This is a genomic window from Streptomyces sp. NBC_01723 (assembly GCF_036246005.1).
In the GTDB taxonomy this organism is placed as follows: domain Bacteria; phylum Actinomycetota; class Actinomycetes; order Streptomycetales; family Streptomycetaceae; genus Streptomyces.
In genome coordinates this window covers 2,302,752-2,323,706 of record NZ_CP109171.1, presented here as the reverse complement: position 1 = coordinate 2,323,706, position 20,955 = coordinate 2,302,752, and the positions used below count along the sequence as shown (strand labels likewise).

Sequence of the window (20,955 nt, the reverse complement as noted above, 5' to 3'; positions counted from 1 at the left end):
TACGTGATCGATGGCAGGCCAGATCATCGACGGCGTCGGTCGATGCCTGTCAGCCCGCGTCGAGAGGGTCGGGCGGAGGCGCTCCCATGACGCACAGCGCCTCGTATAGCGGGCGGTAGAGCAGTTTGACGAGCTCGGCGTCAGCGGGGTCGGGGAGCGCGCCCCCAAAGGCGCCCCCGACCCCGCTCTCCCCGAAGTACGGGGCGAGGACGTCCCGCAGCCGCACGAGCAATCCCGGGTCACTGGTACGGCGGGGTTGCCGTCCCTGTTCGGTGAAAGGCGCCTGGGCCGCTGCGAGCTGTGGCGCGAAGGCCGCGTCGACGAAGACGACGCGGGCGGGCACGCCGCCGCGCACGAGGCGTCCGATGACCTGCCAGATGGTGACGAGCTGGTCCCAGACGAAGGATTTCTTCTCGTCTTCAGGGAGCGAGGAGTAGATATAGGGCCGGGACAGCAGGTGCCGCCAGACGCCGCGGGCGGTGGTTCGGAAGGCGCCGCCAGCCGCGTCCAGGCTGCCCGCCTCGGCAACCAGCTCGTCGAATGTTCTTTCCTGCCACGTCAGTTGACCGCGTACGAACCGGGTCGCCCAGTCGTTGACGGCGAAGACGGCCAGGGTCAGGTCGTCGGGGCGCGGGTGCGGTCGGACCAGAAAGAACACCGTCCCGAACGCCGCCACTCTCTCCTCGCCCGGACGCTGGGGGACGGTGAGGATGTTGTGCCCTCGCTCGACGGCCAGGAGGGGAGCGACGAGGAGTTCGGCGTCCGAGTCGTCGGCGAAGGAGGCGAGGTCTCCGCGCCGGACCGCTCCGGCCCTTGATCCCGTACGCGATCCGGTGTCCGATGTCCGGCTGCCCGACGGGGGCGCACCCTCGACTGCGGTCTCCAACTCGGCGTCGTCAGCTGCCAGAACACGCACCCGGCCGCGCCAGCGCGGGATCTCGTCCAGGGCAGCGGCGGCCACCTTGGCCTCGGCGTAGCTGCCCACCAGGAGCAGGGCGCGCTTGCGGCGCTGGTCGGGGATGCGGGCCAGTTCACTCTGCAGCGGAGAGGAGTTTCCGTCGCCCCGGGACCGGGCGAGCCGGTCGATCATCAGACGCAGGACGTCCTCGCGATGGTCAGGGTCCTGCCCGGAGAGCCGGATCGGCTGCCCGGCGGCGTCGTAGAGGAACTCGGTACGGAACACGGTCTTCCGGATGGCATCCAGCGCCTTTCTCTGCGGTTTAAGAACCGCGCGCACGGGAGCCAGGACGTGTGCCCTGGTGGAGGTGCCGGCCCAGCTGGTGCCCGACATCAACAAGACATGCGGGCCCGCCTGACCGCGGCCGGGGTCGGCGCCGAGCTGGGGAAGGTTGAGAAGCAGCTCGCGGCCCACGCCTGCGCAGCGGAAGAAGCGCAGAGTACCGGTGCGGTGACCGTCCTTGTTACGGGCCGCGGCACGTTCGTCTACCAGGTACTGGAAGCCGAGCACATTTCCCATGGGCGCCTCGGGTAGGAGGGGCGCGTAGTCGAGGGGCGGGCGGCGGGTCAGTTCGTGGCTGGCTGCGTCGAGCCGCAGTGCCGCCTCCACCTGGGGCCACAGGAACGTAACCCGGTCCAGGCGTTGGTGCAGGGCAGCGAGAACGAGGGTGAATTCCAGTCGGCGTGCGTTGAGTTCGCGCCATGCCTCGGTGAGGGGCACGTCCTCGGAGGCCGGTTCCTTACCCCGCTTGGTGACGGGCGCGCGGCGCTGCTCTGGCCCCGGCGCTCCGATGAGGAGCGAGTCGAGGAGGCTGCGGACGCGGCGCCGTGTCCGCTTCTCGTCAAGGGTGTGCAGAACGTCGTGGGCGAGGGCGGTCAGCTCGTCCGCGGGCGTCCCGTAGGGGCCGCGCCCGCCGAGCGGATCGTCGCGGAACGTGTCGAAGAACCGGGTGATCTCGATACGGCGCTGCTCCCAAGGAGCCTCCGGAGCAGTGATGTCGCTGTCGTCTCCGAGACCGTCTTCGTCTTCGTACAGCGCGCTCTCGTCTTCAATGCCTCCTTCGTCTGTGCGGCTATTCGGCTGCCCCTCGGCCCGGCTCGACACCGGCGGGTACCAGGCGTGCAGCAGCTTCTCCTGGAGGGTCCACGCGCTGAAATAGTCTATCTGCGCCCAGTTCCGCAGCCCTTCGTCGTCGATGAGCATGGCGTACAGCCGGTCCGCGGCGGATCCGACAACATCCAGTGCGGCGGACCACCGTTCCACGTCCTGGTCGGAGAGCTGGAGTCGTCCCTGCCGGGCGAGTTCGGCGATCTCATGGGTCTGTAGCCGGTCGAGCCAGGATTCGGAGACACCGGTGGTGACGAGGGTGGCCGACGGCGCGAACATCTGATCGAGCTGCATCTGTACGCGGTCGGCCTCGTCGACGATCAAGATGTCGCTGCGTAGGCAGGCCAGTTCCAAGTAACGCAGGCGTTCGGCGTTGAGTTGGCGCGGTACGGCAGTCTGGACAAGGCTGGCGGGATTGGCCACCCAGATCAGCGCGTCCACGAGGTCGCGGGCGGAGGAGTGCCGGGGGCAGGCGCTCCACAGCGGACAGGCGTGCGGGGTGCCCAAGTCCTCGTTGTCTGCATCGTCCGCGGCGGTCTCCCTTCCGGCGATTCCCCGGGCGTGTTCGAGTTCGCGTACGGCGCGCTCGCCCACCGGTTCTTCGACGGCTTCCTTGCTGGGTGCGGGGTGGAGGGCACCGCACGGTGCGTCGGCGTAGCGCAGCGGCTCGGACGTGTCGAGGGCCCGGAGAGCGTCCAGCGGGCAGGCGGTGCTCAGGTGGGTGAAGCTGGGGAGGGTGTGGGCCAGCAACGAGTGCTCCCCGCGTGCGGCGAGCCTGCGGTGCAGCCGCTGGGTGTGCTGGGGCCGCGTGGTGCCGCCCTGCACGAGGGCGGCGCTCAGACCGAGCGCGCGGAACAGTTCGGTCAGGGTGAGCTGTTCGGCCACGTCGCCGACTACAAGGGTGATGCGCAGACCATTCTGGTGCGCCCAGACGGCGAGCAAGGTCATCAGGGTGGACTTGCCAGCGCCGACCATGCCGACGAGGTGGGTGAGCCGGTCGAGTCGCAGCGCATCCGCTTCCTCGAATGCCGTCCCGTCCGGGGTGCGGGTGTCGAGTTCGAGGTGGTCGAGGCGCTCCTCCCAGTTTCCCGCCTTCAGCCCACGGCGCCGCTCCTCACCATCCATCCACCGCGCCACGTCGGCGAGTTCGCCGAGCGGTACATCAAGGGGGCCCGCGGTGGCCGGGCGGTCGGCGGTGAGGGGGTGGCCGGGGAAGGGGACGCGTACGAGGTCGGCGGGGATCGAGACGGAGGTACGCCGGTGGCGGCGATCGATGAAGCGGTGTTCTCCCGCCTCCGCTTGGGGGAGTGGCTTCGTAGTGAAGCCGGGGAGGTCCGCGAGGGCGTCGTCGTAGGTGGTGAAGCGATCGGCGGCCACTTTGAGAGAAAGCCGGAGAGCAGGCTCCCCGGCCGCCGGTACGTAGTACGCGCGCAGCCGTTCGGGCAGCTCCAGGTAGGCATCCAGGCTCTGCCGCCACATCCGGCCGCGGCGCATCGGCCAGAGCAGGTGTCGGGCTGCGGTCAGCGCGGTCTGCTCGGCGGTTCCGATGGGGAGTTTCGCGGCCTGCACGAACCGGAGACCATGACCGCCGAGAAGTGTCCACGCTCCGTTGGCCGCGTGGCCGGGTGCCACGGTCTCCAGTAACCGCAGGGCGAGCTCGACCTGGCAGAGTAGGGTCGGCCGGGTCCGGGCATGCTCTTCGGGCCAGGGACCCAGGGCGGCGACGACTGGCTGGTACCAGCTGCTGCGGTCACGCATGATCCGCTCCGTTCTTCCGGGCGCCATCGGCCGGCGCCGTGTGGTTTCCGGCCGGGGGCGACTGGGTGCGCACTGTGCGGGTGGGCGCGATGGACGCGTCCGGTCCGCGTTCGCCGGACAGCCGCAGCCGTGCGGCCCGTATCAGTTGCTTGTCAGTCAGAAGCCGCAGGCCGTCCGCCCCCGCACCACGCTCCCGGGTGTAGACGTCGAGGTAGTCGCGGCGGGCGCGCACCCGGAAGCTCGGCACCACCCAGCAGGCCTCGTCGTACGGCGGCTCGGCGCGGACCGTGGCGGCGGCGCGTCCGAGGAAGGCGGGGTGTGCCCAGTCCTTGACGTCGACGGCCCACACGTGGCCGTCGGGGAAGGTGACGCGCAGGTCGTACGCGTCGAAGCCGGGCCACATCTCGACGGTGAGCCCGAGGGCACGCAGTTCGCTCTCCAGCGATACCTCGGAGCGTCCGGGACCGGTGACGAACTGCCGCAGGGGTTTGCGCAGTTGGCGCAGCTCACCCACTTCCGCCGCGACGAGTTCCCTCCCGTGCGGTGCGGGGCCCCGGTGCCGACACTGGTCACGCTCGCACCACCACTCGTTGTTGGACACCGGGTGGAGCAGGGTCAGGCAGCGGTGGCAGCACAGGTAAGCCCCGTTCCGGCGGAACCCGAGGGGGACGGGGGCGTAGATCTCCTCGATGAGGAAGCGGACCGGGTCGAGGAAGAGGTCCGTACTGACCTCGGTCCAGTCCGCCTCCGTGAGCACAGGCTGGGTGACCAGAAGGCGGCGGAAGGCCGTGTACGACTCGGGCGATGACATGGCGCGGCAGGCACGGAGGGCCTCGTGGATTACCAGACGGTCGTACTGTCGTCCGGTGCTGTCGCCGTGTCCCTGCACGGCGAGTTCGTGGCAGAGCTGCGCGGGCTCTCCCGAATCTGCGTCGATGAGTCGGTCGGCGGCGTCGAACAGATCGGCGGGCAGCCTGTCGAGGGGCCAGCTGCCCAGGGGACGGGCTCGGGCCCAGCGCATCATCTCGGGCACCCCTGCTGGAGGCTTGGCCCTGTTGCGCAGGCACTGGAGCACGAGGGCGTCCAAGGCGCGCTGCGCGGCGGGCGGGTAGGGCAGGGTGAAGGAGTCGAGGCGGTCGACGGCCGCCAGGTGTAGGACGGCGGTGGCGACGTCCCGGAGGAGGACGACATCGGGGTGGGACAGCCAGTCCGGTACGAGTTGCTGGTCAGTCATGAGCGGAGGCCTCTCCTCTCGGTGTGGGCCTCGCATCCGGGGAGGACGCTGCCCCTGGGGCGGACAGGCGGTCGGGCGCGAGCTGCTCGTCAGGTACGTGCCGGGGTGTCTCCTCGTAGGGGGTGTCCACGGCGGGGCTTCCCGGGCGTGGATGGTCGGTGACGTAGGCGGTGCCGGGCCGGCACCAGGTCCGGGCTTGGCAGCCGTGGCAGTGGCGCCCGGTCCTCGGTTCGTACGTGGTGTCGTCCAGGAGTGGCTGGGCGAGTTCGGCGATGACGGCCCGGGCTTCGTCGACGTTCTCAGCGCGGCCGGGGTCGATGGGTTCGAGCCGGCTCTCCCCATGACCTTCGCGTAGGTGCTCCAGTTCGACCCAGGACCGGCGCGGCTCGGCGCCGACCGCACCTGCATGGAACAGCAGTACCCCGAGGGCGAGTTGAGGGTAGGTACGGAGCAGTGACTCGCGTTCCCACAGCGGGCGGGCCGACGTCTTGGTCTCGCGCCAGATCCATCGTCCGCGATGGGTGTACACCAGGTCGGGTACGGCGAGGACGACGACGTCGAGCTCGGGCACGTACGTCGTTACCCGATGCTGTACAAGCACCTCCTCGTCGGCGCCGAGCCCGTTGAGCGGACACAGCAGCCGGTGCTCGGCGAGCATGGCGGCGGCTTCGCGTGCGGACGCGTCGTCGAGTACGGTACGGGCGCGAATGTCGACCGGCCCCGGGGGCTGACGGTCCCGGCAGCCCCGCGTTGGGCGTTCGGCGTGCTGCGCGTCGAGCCAAGCATCGACGGCCCGGCCGCGCTGTGCGCCCTGGTTCTCTCTGGACAGATCGTTGAGGTGCAGCCGCCGTACCAGGTGGTACTGGGCAGGACACTCGGCGTGCAGGCGCAGATCCCAGACAGATATGGAGCGGCGTTTGCGAACGGGGACCGGGGGCCGCCCGTTCCACAGCCGCGGGGTGCGTTTGAGATCCGTACAGCTGGCGAGGGCCTTGCAGTCGACGCAGCTCTCCCCGGGCCGCACACCGGTTCCGGTCGCGGCGGAGAGGAAGGCAGGCACGGCGTCTTCCGTGAATCGCCGGCTCGCCTCGGCCGGGTCTGTGGAGAGCAGCCCCTGTACGGAGCCGTCGGCGCATCCGACATCGAAGACGCGGAGCAGTCCGGGCGGCCGGACGACATCGGTCGCAGTGGGCGGAGGTTCGCTGCGCGCCTTACGCCGCGGCGTGGGCGCGCCGTACACCATCACCTTGGCCACGGCCGCGAGTTCGGCATCGGGGCGGCCGGTCTTGGCGCGGCCCAGGGAGGGGAGCCACAGGTCGCGCACCATTCCGTCCTGAGAGGCGTACATTCGCCCCCAGAGGGTGTGCTCGTACTGCCGGACACCACGCGGATCGGGGGTGTCCGTGCGGAGGGTGCGCCACGTCCATGGCTTCAACACCGGCTCGGTCGGGGGCAGTCCGGCCTCGACGGCAGCAGCCTGCTCCTGGTGGCGGGCGGCTATGTAGCGCTCCAGGGCGTGGGCGGTCCAGGCCAGGTGAGCGGGGTGGACCGGGGCGCCCCACCCTCGAAAGGGGCCGCGGGTGTTGCGGAGTTCCTCACGCACCCGCTCGATGGGCCAGCCACTGTGCTCCACAAGGTCGAGGGCCGTGAAGAGAGGGGCGAACGGGAACTCCTCGCGCGGGTCGGGCCGGAACGGTACGGGCGGTTCGGCGACGAGGAGGGGGCGCATCGCCGTGCGCCGGTGGGTAGGACAGGCCGCGTCGTCGGGCCGGGCCATCCGGGGGCTCGCCTTGATCAGCCAGTCGTGGCCGACGACACCCGATGGATTCTGCATGCTGACCCCCGTGGATGGCGGCATGGGCAGGAGGTGCCCAGGACTGATGGGACTCTATTGAGGCCCGATGCCAGTCGAGCATGACATACGTTTGTGAACTCAGTCCATGGACTACTCGCGTGATGCTCCCTTCACGCTACTCTGGTGTGCCTGATAAAGCAGGAGCGCAAAGGGGCACGGCGGTGGACGCGGATACGTACAGGCCCAGTGCGGGCGATCTCATCGACGGGCGTTACGAGTTGAGAGACTCGCTCGGCAAGGGCGGGATGGCCCAGGTCTGGCGGGCCCGCGAGGTGTCCGGGGGCCGGGAGGTGGCGGTGAAGTTCCTGCGCCACGACTCCGAGGCCCTCTATTGCCTCGAACCGTACGAGCGGGAGGCCGAACTCGCAGCCAGGAACGCCCGGTTCCGGCGTGAGGCCAGCCTCCTGGGTACGCTCGACCACCCGGGTATCACGGAGCTGTACGGCAGCGGATCGCACCAGGGCGTGCCGTATATCGCCATGCGACTGGTGAACGGGGTGAGCCTGCGGACCTTCCTCGACGAGCACAATCCCCTGCCCCTTGCCACGGCGGTCGCCGTCGCCGCGCAGATGGCCGGGGCACTGGCCTGTGCGCATACGCTCCCCGTTGTTCACCGGGACCTCAAGCCCGCGAACATCATGATTGACGACGAGGGCGCGGTGGTCCTCATCGACTTCGGGATCGCCAAGCCACTGCGCGCCGATGCCACGCGGTACACGGCGCACGGTTCGACGCTGGGCACCCGTGGCTATCTGGCGCCGGAACAGCTCCTGGAGCTGGAGCCGACCGCTCGTACGGACGTCTACTGCTTCGGCTGCATCTTCTACGAACTCCTCACCGGACGGCCCCCGTTCCCGCTCGGTGCGGACTCCGGCCTGACCGACAAGCACCTCCACGAGGAGCCGCTGCCGCCGAGCGTGTACGCCGCGGGCATCCCGGAGCCGATCGAAGATCTGGTGGTACGGATGCTTGCCAAGAAGCCCGAGCAGCGTCCCGCCGTCGGCGAGGTGCTGGCGATGCTGGCCCCGTTCGCGCCTCGGCCTGGTGCCCCAGGGCCCAGTCCGCGTACGCACCCCGACCCCACCGCCCCGTTGCGTCGGCCGCAGGAGCGGGCCCCGCGCCGCCCCGCCCCCGCTCCCTCGCCCGCCGAATCCGCGTCGACCGAGGAGGAGTGGTTGGATCAGGGTGCAGTCGACCAGCTGTGCACGCAGGCCGAGTCGGAGATCGCCTCCGGCGAGCCGGGCGACGCGGCCGCCGTGCTGGTTGGCCTGACGGAACGGGTCCGCAGCGAGTGGGGAGAGCGTCGTCCCCTGGTACGCCGTGTGTGGCAGGCAGCGGCGGACGGACTCCGCTTGGTCGGCGATTTCGGCTCCGCGACCCGTCTTTATCGAGCCATCGGTGACGACCTCATCCACGGGGACGGCCCGGCCGAGCGGGCCGAACGGGCGGTCATCCGGCTGCGCCTCGCCGAGTGCCGCCTCGCCTTCGGTGAGCTGGAGTCCGCCATCAGGGCGGTCGAGGCGGCGGGCCGCACCGCCGCCGGGTTGACACTGGATCTCGCGGCCCGCGTCGAGGCCGTACGCGTCGCGGTCGACACCCAGCTCTCGGCCCGCCTGGCGGACCCGGGGGATGTGGGGGCGTGACCGCTCGCTGAGCAGCTGGGCGATGTCGTCGACGCACGGCCGCATCCTGCGGACGACCGGAGACTACCCGCCGGTCCCACGGACACGAGTACGTAAGCACGGTCCGCGCAGGCCGGGCCGCATGACGCTCACAGTTGGCGGCAGAGCGTTGCGTGAGCCAGACGGACCCGGCCACCGTGTCACGCTCGCCGTCCTACGCCCCGCCCGCCAGGCGTCCGGCCGCGACTTCGTCGCCGAGGTCGCGGACGAGGTCCGCGCCGAGGTCGGTGGCGCGGCGCAACACCCGCTCGAAGGAGTCCAGTTCACGGAAAACCTCGCCGTAGCGGCGCTGTTCGCTGAGCGGGACCTGGCGGACTTGGAGGCGGCGGACGTCGATGCGGGAGGAACTCGTCGTGTGGGTGCCGGCCTGCCGGGCGTTGGCCGGGGCGCGGAGCGAACCGGCGAGGAACCAGGCGTCGAGCTGCTCGGGCTGCACCCGCACGGCATGCAGCTGCGGACCGAGGGCGGTCGGCGGCCCCTCGTGGACCCAGGCGGAGAATTTCCGCGCCACGCCCACGACCACGATGTCCCCGGGTTGGACGATCACGGCCTCGCGGGCCGAATCGCCGTCGGAGGCGAGCCAGCCCCCGGGTTCCCCCGTCCCCAATAGGTCGGGAACGGTGAGGAAGGGGATGTCGCCGTCGGACGAGGGGCTGGTGCTGATCGACTTCTCCGGTGGCTGTTGGCCGCCGCGCAGGGTGAGTGCACCGGCCCGGGCGAGTTCGGCGACGGTGGTCGCTGTCGGTGTGTCCGCCGTGGCTGCGACGAGGTCGAGCGCGGCGAGCAGCTGCGCCGACTTGTCCACGCTTGCGGTGAGTGCGGTGAACTCCCCCCAGGACGCGGCCAGTCGGGGCGCGGTGTCCGCTGGGGACGGGCTGATGTGGCGTCCCGGGGTGAGGTCGACCTCGTCGTCGAGGAGTTCGATGACGGGCACCTGCGCGACGTAGGCGGGGAGCTGCGGGGAGTCGGCCTGCTCGACGGCCTCGCGGACGAAGGCGCCGATCGATGCCCAGTCGGGGGCGGGGGCGCTCTCCCGCGTGGAATCCCGGGGGAAGCGTGACGCGGCGTCGGCGACCAGGAGTCGCCCGCCCGCCTGCTTCTCCTTCCCGGGCACGGGCGTTTGCAGCAGCCACAGGTGCAGGGAGACGCTGTGTGGTGCCGCGCATCCCGGCGGCAGTGCGACGACGGCCCGGAGGTGGCCGGTGCGCAGCAGCGAACCGCGGATTCGTCGTCCGGCCTTCCTGGCCGCGACGGCGGGCGGCAGCAACAGCACAGCGGCGCCGCCGGGATGCAGCCGGGCCAAGCAGTGCTGGACCCACGCGAGTTCGGGCTCGGTGCGCGGGGGCAGCCCGTAGCTCCAGCGGGAGTCGGTGGCGAGCTCCTCATATCCCCAGTCCCGTTCGCTGAAGGGCGGATTGCACAGGACGATGTCGGCGGGGTCATCGGCGAAGGGGTCGTCGCGCAGCGAGTCGCCAGCTCGCACATCGATGACGGCCCGCCCGCCCTCCCTCTCAGCGAGTCTCAGGCGGGCGTCCGCAAGTGCGGCGAGGACAGGGTCGCGGTCACCGCCGAGCAGGGTGGGCTCCCCGCCTCCGGCTGCCTTCACCGCTTCGGCCCCGGCTACGAGCAGGTGCCCGGTGCCACAGGCCGGATCCATCACTGTGACGCTGTTCGAGCCGCTCCCAGCGCTGGTGGCCGCGCTGAGAGCGAGGCTCGCCATGAGTGCTGCCAGGGGTTCCGGCGTCGTGGCGATCTGGCGTACGTGGACATCGAGCCACCGGCGCAGCAGGAACGCGAATGTTTCGGCTTCCCCCTCGCGCCGCCCCAGCGCCACGGTCCGGTCGATCAATTCCGCAGCCTCAGGGGGGAGTTGGCCACAATCCTCGTCCTCCTGGCTGGCGAGGAGCCGTCCCGTCCGTGCGATGGTATCCCCGGTCTCGTCGCGTCCGCCGAGCACCTCGAAGCGGGGCCAGAGCCATTCCCGCTCGACGGACTTCTTGAGTTTCTTGTTCTCGCGCAGCCAGTTCTCGATGTCGGTCATGGAAAATTGGGGGTTGACGTCGGTGCCCGCGATGCGCTGGGGGAAGGTCGGATGCCGCCGCCGCCAGTTGCTGACGGCAGCCCGCCCGACGCCGGCGAGGCGGGCGATTTCGGCCAGAGTCACCGGTACGGCGCGAGGCGTGGTCATCTGCACTCCCAGGGCGTTTCTTGGGCGAACGAGGATTTGCCCCCGACGGTGGGTGCGTGATCGAGCCACCCTTCTCCTCTTACGTCCGTCAGGCTACTACGGCCATTGACTTTGTTCACAGGTCAGGCATGGTCGTTCAGACGCTCCATGCACCTGATCGAGGAACGGGAATGCGGAGACGGACATCCCGGCCACGACCACGCAGTAGAACTCAAGCCCCTTGACGCTGTACAGGCTCGACACCTAAACGCCGACCGTGTCGGCGGGCTCCCTCTCCTCGACCGCACCACCGGAAGCCTCGCCTTGGCGAGCTCGCTGATCTACGCAGCGTGCATCTCGAACCGCGCAGACCGCGATCTTCGGGGAAGTGACCCCGGCAGCCTGCCAGTCGCGCACCTGCCATCCACGGAGTCGGCCAGCTCCGGACCCATGCCCCGGGCGCAGAGGCCGCTCGCCGAGCAGCAGGGAGCCGTCAAGGTTGCTCGTGGCACGAACTGTGTTGCGCGATGTGTGCGAAGGCGGAGCTGAACGCAGTGACCGTGACATGCTCCACGGCGAGTGGAGGATGGGCGTAAGTGTCCCAGGTTTCGGAGAACTCGGCATGCCGGGAGAGCGCTTGCACGGTCTTCGGATCGTGATTACCGGAGGAGCCGAGCGTGGTGGTGTAAAAGTGCTTGAGATCGTGGAAACGTGTCGTTCCGGGAAGCCCGGCCAGCCTCACGGCCCTTTTCCACTTGTCATGAAAATCGCTGCGCAGGACAGGCCTGCCGAAGCGGTTGGTGACGATGAGGTCCTCGCCCGGTGGCTCCGCGTAGCCGCGCGCCCTGCGGCGCTGCTCGGTGTATGGCGAAACGAGCTCCGGTTCAACGAACTGTGAACTGTGCTGGGTCAGCTGCTCGATCAGGAAGTGGTCCACTGGCAGCGTGGCGTAACTGGCTTTGGTCTTGAGCCCTACGGCCTTGCCGCGCTGCCGTTGCTCCTTGATGCAGAGCCGGTCCTGGCTCTGCATGACTTGGCTTTGCCTCAACCCAAAGGCCTCACCTTGACGGAGCCCGGCGCACGCGGCGAGCCAGATCAGGATCTCGTAGCGGGGCGCCACCTTGCGCATGGCTGCTGCGATGGCTGCGACCTGTCCGGGTGACAGCGCGACCGCTACGCGCTGTGTGACGTCCGGAAGGTCGATGCGCGCCACGACGTTGGACGGTAGTGGAACGTCCTCGTCCAGCATGTAGTGCACAAGAATCCGCCAAGTTTTGAAGATCTGGACGACCGTGCACGTGGAACTGAGGCTGGGTTTGACGAGGAGCCAGTCGACTAGCGCCGTGGAGTCCCGGCGGCGTAGCGCGCTCGCGGGCCGGCGTCCGGCGAACGGCAGGATGTGATTCCGAAGATGGCTCTCGTAGGTATTTGTCGTGTTGGCGTTTTTGTTTCTCTTGCGCCTCCTCTCGATCAACTGTTTCGCGTAGAACTCGACAGGCAGGCTGACTGCACCCGGGTTACCCGATGTACCCAACTGCATGGCTGCATGAAGATTATCCAGATGGTCGCGGCACTCCTGCCAGGCGGCAAAGGAGCGACGGTACTGTTTACCGTTGGAGTCCGCGTATCGGGCTTGCCATTGGAGTCCTCGCCCGTGATCCGATGAGGGATACAGCGGGCGACGTGTCGTTCCACAGCGGCATGGGATCTCCCCGCGGTCCGGTTTTGGATACGTCTTGTGCCAGCGGTCAAAAGGTTCGTTTGGCCTGCCCATGAAATCCCGCCTGCCTGTCTACTGTTTACCCCTCGGCCTTGTTGACCTCGCGTTGGCTTCGGAGCCCGAGTGCTCCGTTGATGGCTGCGAACAGGACCTGCCCACAGCCATCAACGCCAGCACGCGAGTGCTGACGACGGCCGACGGTGTGCTGCTCTATCCGTTCCCCGCGCAGACTTTCCACTACGGGAAGTAGTTATGCACAGCTGTTCATGGTGTACCTGATGGGTTGACGGTCGAGTCACCATGTGTCTGAAAGCTCATCGCCGCCCGATCCGCGACTCCTGGCCATCGGTCTGCAAATTCGACGCCTCAGAGAAGAGCGCGGTTACAGCTTGGAGCAGCTTGCTGAACGCAGCGGATTGAGCTTTCGAGGCCTCATCTATATCGAGCACGGGAGGCGCAATCTCAGCGTGCTGACACTCCTCGGCATCGCAGCGGGGCTTGGTGTGGAACCAGGGCGGCTCGTCAACCATATTGGGCGAGAACCCGAAAAATCCATCTCGCACTGATGTGGGATAAGCACTTTGTTGGTGGTCATTTTTCTGAGGAGCTCAATCGCCACCGCCCCCTCGCCGACTGGCCATGAACTCGGCGGTGCCCGAACGGCATGACGTTTTGGCGTGTCCGGGCGGCTGATTGCTGTACTGCTGCTATCCCCTGTGGGCAGCCCACGCGGAGTTCCGCGGCTGTTGTCGGGCCCGATCCGTGTCGTTGTCGGGTGAGTGCCTCCGGAACCGCGAGTTCCCCACGACCTCCCCGATGACGGGGGAACGAGGTGTGCGCCTGAGGCTCGGCCGATAGTGTCACCGCTGGTGATCGAGTCGGGGCAGAGGCCATCCCAACCCGATGGGGGAGTATGAGCTGGCCCGGCAGACAGCGGGGAGGGGTGCGTGCACGCTCAGGAGACCACGTTCAAGGAGCTCGTCCAAGGCGAGAAGCAGTTCCAGGTGCCGCTTTACCAGCGCACATACAGCTGGCAGCAGGACGAGCTGCAGCAGCTCTGGGACGACGTGCTGGAGCTGGTCGAGGAGCACCTGGAGGGCAGGACGCCCGCGACCCACTTCCTCGGCTCCGTGGTGCTCGCCCCGGGAAGGATCACCGCGGGAGGTATGCAGCGCTGGCTCGTCGTCGACGGGCAGCAGCGGCTCACCACCCTCATGCTGGCCCTCACCGCGCTGCGTGACCGCTACCGGGAGCGCGGCGCCGAGCGGGACGCCGACCGCATTCACGACCTCGTGCTCGTCAACAGGTACCGCAACGGCGACGACCACTACCGTCTCCTGCCGACACAGGCGGACCGCGAGGCCTTCACCGCGTGCGTCGAGAACACCCCCAAGGCCGGTGGCCCCGGCAATGTGGGCGCCGCCTACCGCTTCTTCGTGGCCGTCCTCACGGAGGGCGAGGAGAACGGCGGCGAAGCGTGGACGGGCGCGGTGGAAACCGTCCTGAGCAGTCTGGTGTCCATCGTCGAGATCACCGCGGCCGAAGGCGACAACGTCTACCGCATCTTCGAGTCCATCAACAACACCGGTGTCGGTCTCCGCCAGAGCGACCTGCTGCGCAACTACCTCTTCATGTGCTTGCAGACCCGTGGCGAGTCGGTCTACCGCAACCACTGGCTGCCTATGCAGGAGCTCCTCGGTCCCGACAACCTCGAACTGCTCGTCTGGCTTGATCTGGTTGTGGCTGGCAACAGCCGGGCCAAGCAGAGCGAGATCTACCGCGACCAGAAGAAGCGCCTGGAGCCACTGAGCACCGACGAGGCGGCACTGGTGGCCGAGATCGCCTCCCTCGCCCGGCGGGCCGAACGGTTGATGCGCATCCTGGAGCCTCGGCGGGAGCCGGACCCGGAACTGCGAGAGGTCCTGGAGAGGCTGTTCCGTTGGGGCGGTCAGACCCACTACCCGCTGGCGCTCCAGCTGCTCGACCGTGTCGACGACGGCCGGGCCACGCCCCAGCAGGCCGCCCGAGCGCTGGCCTACGCCGAGAGTTACATGGTGCGCCGCCTCTTGGCGGGCCTGTCCACCACGGGCAGCAACCGGGTCTTCATGGAGATGCCCAAGGAACTGGAGAAGGACGACGACCCGGCGGACGCCGTACGCCGTTTCCTGTCCCGGAACAGGACGGGGGCACGAGTCTGGCCCGGCGACGAAGCGCTGCGCGAGGCTGTCCGCACCCGCCCCTTCTACAAGGCGGGCCGCAGCAACCAGCGGTTCCAGGTGCTGCGCCGACTGGAGGAGAGCTATGACGGTAGTGAGCCCGTGGACTACGCCAAGGCATCCCTCACCGTCGAGCACGTGCTGCCGCAGAGCCCGGCCCAGCAATGGTACGACCTTCTCGCCGAGGACGCCGAGGACGGCCAGAGCCCGGACGAACTCCACGCCCTGCTCGTCCACACCCTGGGCAACCTCACCCTCTCCGCGGACAACGCGCGCCTGTCGAACCACCCCTTCCGCCGCAAGCAGGAAATCCTCGACGCCAGCGCCTTGCGCATGAACCAGCGGATCGCCGCCGAGGAACGGTGGGCGAGGAAGGAGATTCTCGCCCGCGCCGACGAACTGGCGGACAAAGCCGTGAGGTTGTGGCCCGGCCCCGCCGAGGGAGTCGTCCAAGCAGAGGACGAGTGGGCTGGCTGGAAGGAACTCCGGGCTGCGCTCCTTGCCATGCCGGCCGGCACGTGGACGACGTACGGCGATGTGGCGGCACTGATCGGCACCCATGCCGTCCCAGTGGGCCAGCACCTGGCGACCAGGGTTGGTCTGCACGGCGCGTACCGCGTGCTGACGGCGGACGGCCGCGTCTCGGCGGGCTTCCGGTGGCCGGACGGCAAGGAGTCCGGCGACGCGCGAACCCGCCTGGAAGCGGAGGGAGTTCGCTTCGACGACGCGGGACGGGCCCGCCGGTCCCACCGGCTGACCACCGCCGACCTGGCTACCCTGCTCGGCAGGGACACCGCGGATGAGTCCGTGCCATCCGCGCAGGCCGAAGTCGAGCAGCAGACAAAGGCCGACCGGTTCGAAGCCCAACTCCGCGACAACCAGACCGAGGAGACCGTGCAGGGCGTCCTCGGCGCACTGCGTTATTGGGAGCAGCAGGGCGGCCACCTTGCCTACGGCCGAGCCGACGAGACCAGTTGCTTCCCAATGGTGCGGTTCGGCGACACGCGCGACACCGCCCGTGCGCTCTGGCCGCTGGGGATCTACCCAGTCGCGGGCACTGTCGAAGTGGTCTTCCAATACTTGAAGCGGCGGCCTCCGTTCGATGACGAGCCAATGCGCCGGGAGCTGATGATCCGGCTGAACGGCATCGAGGGCATCGACCTGGCGGAGGCCAAACTGGACCTGCGTCCATCCTTCGCCCTGGAGGTCTTCTCCGGGCACAGCGAGGAGATCTGCGTGGTGCTGGAATGGTTCGCGCAGACCGCCGCTCTGGCTGAGGCCCGCCGCATGATGGACGACGGTCCGGACACGCTCTGACGTTGTCATCACGGGTGTGAGGCCCGAGAACGCATGGGCCCCACACCCGTCGAACCCAAAGTGCTACGGACGCGGACCGCTGATGACTGGTGCCAGGAACGGACTCGGCGTCCCGTGCCAGGACACACGCAGTGCCTCCCGCGCCCGCGTGCACGCCACGAACAGCACGCTCAGCTCGCTATTCACATCCTCCTGGTGCTGCTGCGCGTCGACGTCCACCGGAGTCACGGCGGACTTCATCGGAACCGTGCCGTCCATCACCCCGGCCACGGCGACGCAGCGGAACTCCAGCCCCTTCATCCGGTGCATGGTCCCTATCCGCACCCCCGCACCACTGCGCCCGGCCCCCAGGACGAAAGAAGGGATCCCGGCGCGTTCCAGGGCCTTGGCGATGTCCCGCCCGAACTGGATGAACCGCACCGCGATGCCGATGTGTTCCGTATCCACGCCCGAGGCGGCCCACTTCTCCACCTGGGCCACCAGCGCCGCCATCTCCTCGGGCTTCGAGGCGTGTCCCGCGGTCTCGGGCCGTTCGCCGTGCATCGTGGAGCGATAGCCAGCCAGGGTCTCCTTCCCCTCGTCCATGTCGTCGGGCTTCTCTCCGGTCAGCAGCGCGGTGGACCAGGCGAGGATCTCCTGCGTGGTGCGGTAGTTGACCCGCAGCCGGTACGAGCGTCCGACGACCTCGACGCCGAGCGAGCGAAGCGAGACCCGGTTGCCGTAGATACGCTGGTGGGTGTCCCCGGCGAGGAACAGGTCGTCGGCGCCGGAGCCGACGAGGGCCCGCAGGAACCGCCACTGGGCGGGGTGCAGGTCCTGTGCCTCGTCGACGACGACATGCCGGAAGGGCCGCTTGCCGCTCCCGTCCAGGACACGTGCGGCCTCGGCGCACACCTGCAGGAACGTCCATTCCCCGGCCTGGCGCAGCTGCTCCTCGAAAGCGGAGACCGCACGCCACACCTGAAGGCGTTTCAGCGGCCCGAGCCCGCTCCCACGGCCTGTCCGCAACACTTTGAGGTATTCCTCGGGAGTGGCGACGGCATGCGCGACGACGACGTGCCGCCACTCCTGGTCGAGGAAGACGTCCGTGAAGTCGAGGTTCAAGCGTCGCGCGATCCGCGCCCACCGAGCGGTGATCTCCTTCTGGTCGAAGACCAGTTTCAGCGGTGCGCCGCCGCGGTCCGCCCGTACGATCTCGTTGGCCAGGGCGTCGACGTTCACCACCCGGATCTTCGCGCGGACAGCGTCCTCCGTGATCAGCAGCTCCATGCAGCGCTGCAGTTCGGCGGCCAGGTCCTTCGTGTAGGTCGTCAGCAGTACACAGCCGTCGGGCGCGTCGGCGGGCAGGCCCCGCGCGAGGTGGTACGCCCGGTGCAGCGCCACGACGGTCTTGCCCGTACCCGGCCCGCCGGTGACCCGCGCCGAGCCGGCGTAACTCTCCTGGTAGGCCACCCGGTACTGGCTCGGATGCAGAAAGACCCGCCAGGCGTCGAAGGGGCGCTGAAGGATCTCCAGCAGTTCATTGGCTCCGGAGACGAGGGCGATACGGCCGCGTGAGCGGCCCATCGCGGTGCCCAGCTCGTCGCCCTCGGAGGCCCGGGCGCTCCGCACGGCTGTCCGGGCGTACGCCTGCACGAGCTCGCGGTCGATCTCCTCGGGCTTCATACCGGTCGCGAGCCCGAGCAGCACGTCGTACTGCTGCTCGGGAAGCACCTTGTGCAGTGCCTCCAGGTGGGCCTCGTCGGGGACCAGCCGGATGATCGGCAGGATCTCCTCGTCGACCCCGAGGCTGCGCAGCACCTTGTCCGGATACTCCGCGGCGGGGAACAGACGGGACGGCTCGTCGGCGGCCAACGCACGCAGCCCAGCCGTGGCCCGCTCCAGGGCCACATCGTTGCGTATCTCGATGCCCTGGGTGGCCTCGTTCACCGACGCCCGGTGCTTCGCCGCCCAGTCGTTGGCCTTGTCGTGCGGGAGCACCCTCAACAGCAGATAGCTGTCGCCGGACTCCGCCTTGAGGACGACGCCGCGCCAGAAGTCGGTGATCCGGATGGTCCGCAGCCGCGGATCCTTCTGGTGCGTGAGCTTCTCCAGGTGCAGTCCCGCGTGCTTGGCTGCCGCGAACTTCTCGAACACCTCGAAGACGCGTTTCTGGACGGATTTCTCCAGCGTGGCGAACTCCATCAGAAAGTCCCGGTGCATGCCCAGCGTCGCCATCCCCGCCCCCTCCGGCCAGCCTTCCAGGAACTACGATCACTTTACTGATCGCCCCGCCAGGAGGGGGAGTTCGTGCACACCATCGGCCAGGGCACCGTGCTCGGCGACCGCTACGCACTTGACCGTCCTCTTGGACGCGGCAGCATGGGGCAGGTCTGGCAGGGACGCGACCTGCACTTGGGGCGTCCTGTCGCCGTCAAGACAGTCGCCGCGGAACTCCTCGCCGAGGCGGAGGACCGCGAGCGGGCGCGGCGCCGCTTCGTACGGGAGGCGAAGGCCGCGGCGGCGCTCGACAGCGACAACATCGCCACCGTCCACGACGCGGCCGTCACCGGTGACACCCACTGGCTCGTGATGCAGCTCGTCGATGGGGCGACGCTCGGTACAGTCATCGACGAGGCCGAGGAGGAACGGCTCGACGTGGCGTCCGCAGCGGCCGTCGCCGCCCAGATCTGCTCCGGCCTCGCCGCCGCGCACGCCGCAGGTCTCGTCCACCGGGACCTGAAGCCCGAGAACGTCATGATCCGTCGCGACGGCGTGGTGAAGATCCTGGACTTCGGCCTGGTGAAACTGATGGCGGACGAGGGCCCGAGACTGACCGCCACCGGTGAGCAGCCCGGCAACCTCCGCTACGCGTCGCCCGAACTGCTGTCGGGCGACGCGGCGCTCGACGGGCGCAGCGACCTGTACAGCGTCGGCTGCCTGCTGCACCACATGCTCGCCGGAACCCCGCCCTTCCCCGCGGAGCGGCCGTTGGCCGTCCTGCGCGGGCATCTGCACGACGCGCCGCCCAGCCTCGCCACGGCGGGCGTCCCCGTACCGGACGCGCTCCAGGAACTGGCCCTCGCCCTGATGGCTAAGGGCCGCGAAAATCGGCCCTCCTCGGCCGCCGAGGTGTACGGCGCGCTCGGACCGTGGCTGCCCGCCGCCCGCCCCGGCCCCGGCACCCTGCGCGGCTTCGGTACCGAGGACCCGCGCCGACCGTTCGTGCTCCCGCAGGGCCCGTACCCGGTGTGACCACCCGATCACCAGGAGCGTGAGAATATGCCGTACGGGCGACCGCACGAACTGGGCAGGGGGCCGAGTACGGCGTGACACGACGGATCAGAGGACACTACGAGCTGATCGACCGCCTGGGCCGCGGTGGCATGGGCGACGTGTGGTCGGCCCGGGACCTGCGGCTTGACCGGCCCGTCGCAGTCAAGTTCCTGTCGGCGGGCGGCCGCGGTGTCGACCTCGACCGCATGGAACAGCGCTTCCTGCGCGAGGCCCGCCTCACCGCCCGGATCCGCCACGCGAGCGTGCCGGTCGTGTACGACTCGGGTCGGCTCGACGGAGACGACGGCGACGGACTGTACCTCGTCATGGAACTCGTGCAGGGCGATACCCTCTCCCGGCTCCTCAAGCGCAACGGCCCTTTCCCGATCCACCTCGCCGCCGAGGTTGCCGCACAAGCGGCCGACGCCCTGGCCCACGCCCACCGCATCGGCGTCGTCCACCGTGACCTGAAGCCGTCCAACCTGATGCTCACGCCGAACGGCACGGTGAAGGTGCTCGACTTCGGCATCGCGGCGGCCCTGGAGCCGGACGTCGGCGAACCCCGGCTCACCCGCACCCAGGAAGTGCTGGGCACACCCGGGTTCATCGCACCGGAACAGGCGGACGGCGGGCGGGCGACGGAGCGGAGCGACCTGTACGCCCTGGGCTGTGTGTTGTACGAGATCCTGGCGGGCCGACCGCCCTTCACCGCGGGGACGGCCGTAACACTCCTCTACCGGCACGCGTACGAGGAACCGCCCCGGCTCGGCGATCTGCGCGGTGACATACCCGCGGGCTTCGCCTCCCTCATCATGGAACTGCTGGCAAAGTCCCCCGACGACCGCCCCTCGACGGAAGAGGTCCGCAGCGCGGCACGCCCATGGCTCACCCGGTGGCCCGGCCGGGCTGTCACCGGGAGAACGTCCGCCACCTCCGGGAGCACGTCTGCCAAGCCGGGCAGCGCGGCAGCCACCGGCTCCGGTGCCCTGCGGTCCGCTTCCGTGTCCGTATCACCCCCGGCCGGCCACTCCCTTTCCGGGCCGATCCCTGCCCCGCGCCCCGCGCCTACCGCAGACCCCGCCCCGGCCGCCGCCATACCTCAAGAGATCCTCGACCAGGCCGCCCGGGGCGACCACGCGGCGGCTGCCGCCTCGCTGGAGCGGATGCTGCACGAGACGGGCCGCCCGCTCGGCGACAGCGAGACCGTGGCGGCGCGGCTCACACTGTGCGACCTGCTGGTGAAGTCGGAAGAGTTCACCCGCGCCCACGGCGGCTACTCCGCACTCGGCGACGCGCTCCGCCGCAGCCGCCCGGCCACCGACCCGGATGTACTGGCCTGCCGGGCCGGCTCGGCCACATGTCTGGCCGAGCTGGGGCACACGACCGAGGCGCTGCACGAGTTCGAGAGTCTCCTGCCCGTGCAGCGGACCGTCTTCGGCGCCGCCGATTGGCGCGTGTTCGACACCAGGTTCCGGATCGGCTCGCTCGTTGCCCGGATGGGACGGCTGCGCGAGGCGCGTGACCAGCTCACCGCTCTGCGGCAGGAGCAGCAGCGGTTTTTCCCGGCTGACGACGAACGCCGCGCGCGGACAGATAGCCTGATCGCCCGATTGGAGTGGATGCTGACGGATTCCGAAAGAGGTTCGTGAACTTAGTTCACAATAATCCGTCGGTGCTAGCTTACTG

General features: G+C 69.2%; 11 protein-coding genes. 5 read left to right on the top strand and 6 right to left on the bottom strand.

The genetic code is table 11. The annotated features are described in order from the left end of the window. Positions 1–49 precede the first annotated feature (49 nt). From OIE75_RS10895 to OIE75_RS10885, 3 genes are read right to left on the bottom strand one after another with little or no spacing between them, the layout of a single operon-like run. Entirely contained in the window at positions 50–3,823 is a 3,774-nt protein-coding gene (locus OIE75_RS10895; RefSeq protein ID WP_319093071.1) for a hypothetical protein, read from the bottom strand. Next, on the bottom strand, positions 3,816–5,057 hold the full coding sequence (locus tag OIE75_RS10890; protein ID WP_329470529.1) for a restriction endonuclease-related protein: 1,242 nt from the start codon (positions 5,055–5,057) through the stop codon (positions 3,816–3,818). Before OIE75_RS10890 ends, OIE75_RS10895 begins: the two co-directional genes overlap by 8 nt. Then, on the bottom strand, positions 5,050–6,891 hold the full coding sequence (locus OIE75_RS10885) for a PD-(D/E)XK nuclease family protein (RefSeq protein WP_329470528.1): 1,842 nt from the start codon (positions 6,889–6,891) through the stop codon (positions 5,050–5,052). The genes OIE75_RS10890 and OIE75_RS10885 overlap by 8 nt, the downstream gene beginning before the upstream one ends. Positions 6,892–7,073: 182 nt before the next feature. On the opposite strand from OIE75_RS10885, the gene OIE75_RS10880 reads away from it, so the two are divergent. Then, on the top strand, positions 7,074–8,555 hold the full coding sequence (locus OIE75_RS10880) for a serine/threonine-protein kinase (protein ID WP_329470527.1): 1,482 nt from the start codon (positions 7,074–7,076) through the stop codon (positions 8,553–8,555). A 193-nt stretch (positions 8,556–8,748) separates the two neighbouring features. On the opposite strand, the gene OIE75_RS10875 is transcribed toward OIE75_RS10880, so the two are convergent. Together OIE75_RS10875 and OIE75_RS10870 are read right to left on the bottom strand one after the other, a co-directional pair. After that, positions 8,749–10,782, bottom strand: coding sequence for an N-6 DNA methylase (locus OIE75_RS10875; RefSeq protein ID WP_062647826.1), 2,034 nt, complete (start codon positions 10,780–10,782; stop codon positions 8,749–8,751). A 472-nt stretch (positions 10,783–11,254) separates the two neighbouring features. After that, positions 11,255–12,301, bottom strand: coding sequence for a tyrosine-type recombinase/integrase (locus OIE75_RS10870; RefSeq protein WP_078890371.1), 1,047 nt, complete (start codon positions 12,299–12,301; stop codon positions 11,255–11,257). A 482-nt stretch (positions 12,302–12,783) separates the two neighbouring features. On the opposite strand from OIE75_RS10870, the gene OIE75_RS10865 reads away from it, so the two are divergent. Together OIE75_RS10865 and OIE75_RS10860 are read left to right on the top strand one after the other, a co-directional pair. Beyond that, complete coding sequence (locus OIE75_RS10865) at positions 12,784–13,047, top strand: helix-turn-helix domain-containing protein (RefSeq protein ID WP_329470525.1); 264 nt, start codon at positions 12,784–12,786, stop codon at positions 13,045–13,047. A 381-nt stretch (positions 13,048–13,428) separates the two neighbouring features. After that, positions 13,429–16,014, top strand: coding sequence for a GmrSD restriction endonuclease domain-containing protein (locus tag OIE75_RS10860; protein WP_329470524.1), 2,586 nt, complete (start codon positions 13,429–13,431; stop codon positions 16,012–16,014). A 63-nt stretch (positions 16,015–16,077) separates the two neighbouring features. Here OIE75_RS10860 and OIE75_RS10855 read toward each other — a convergent pair whose 3' ends face one another. Then, the gene (locus tag OIE75_RS10855) at positions 16,078–18,231 is read right to left on the bottom strand and encodes a UvrD-helicase domain-containing protein (RefSeq protein WP_062647818.1); all 2,154 of its coding nucleotides are present in this window, start codon (positions 18,229–18,231) and stop codon (positions 16,078–16,080) included. 72 nt (positions 18,232–18,303) lie between these two features. Between OIE75_RS10855 and OIE75_RS10850 the strand changes: the two genes are divergently transcribed. Both OIE75_RS10850 and OIE75_RS10845 read left to right on the top strand, forming a co-directional pair. After that, on the top strand, positions 18,304–19,248 hold the full coding sequence (locus OIE75_RS10850; protein ID WP_234437011.1) for a serine/threonine-protein kinase: 945 nt from the start codon (positions 18,304–18,306) through the stop codon (positions 19,246–19,248). Between the two features lie 74 nt (positions 19,249–19,322). Beyond that, positions 19,323–20,918, top strand: coding sequence for a serine/threonine-protein kinase (locus OIE75_RS10845; protein ID WP_329470522.1), 1,596 nt, complete (start codon positions 19,323–19,325; stop codon positions 20,916–20,918). Positions 20,919–20,955 lie beyond the last annotated feature (37 nt).

Bases quoted from the DNA above. Each gene is read 5' to 3' on its own strand.
- OIE75_RS10895 (WP_319093071.1), bottom strand. From the start codon at position 3,823: ATGCGTGACCGCAGCAGCTGGTACCAGCCAGTCGTCGCCGCCCTGGGT.
- OIE75_RS10890 (WP_329470529.1), bottom strand. From the start codon at position 5,057: ATGACTGACCAGCAACTCGTACCGGACTGGCTGTCCCACCCCGATGTC.
- OIE75_RS10885 (WP_329470528.1), bottom strand. From the start codon at position 6,891: ATGCAGAATCCATCGGGTGTCGTCGGCCACGACTGGCTGATCAAGGCG.
- OIE75_RS10875 (WP_062647826.1), bottom strand. From the start codon at position 10,782: ATGACCACGCCTCGCGCCGTACCGGTGACTCTGGCCGAAATCGCCCGC.
- OIE75_RS10870 (WP_078890371.1), bottom strand. From the start codon at position 12,301: ATGCAGTTGGGTACATCGGGTAACCCGGGTGCAGTCAGCCTGCCTGTC.
- OIE75_RS10855 (WP_062647818.1), bottom strand. From the start codon at position 18,231: ATGGCGACGCTGGGCATGCACCGGGACTTTCTGATGGAGTTCGCCACG.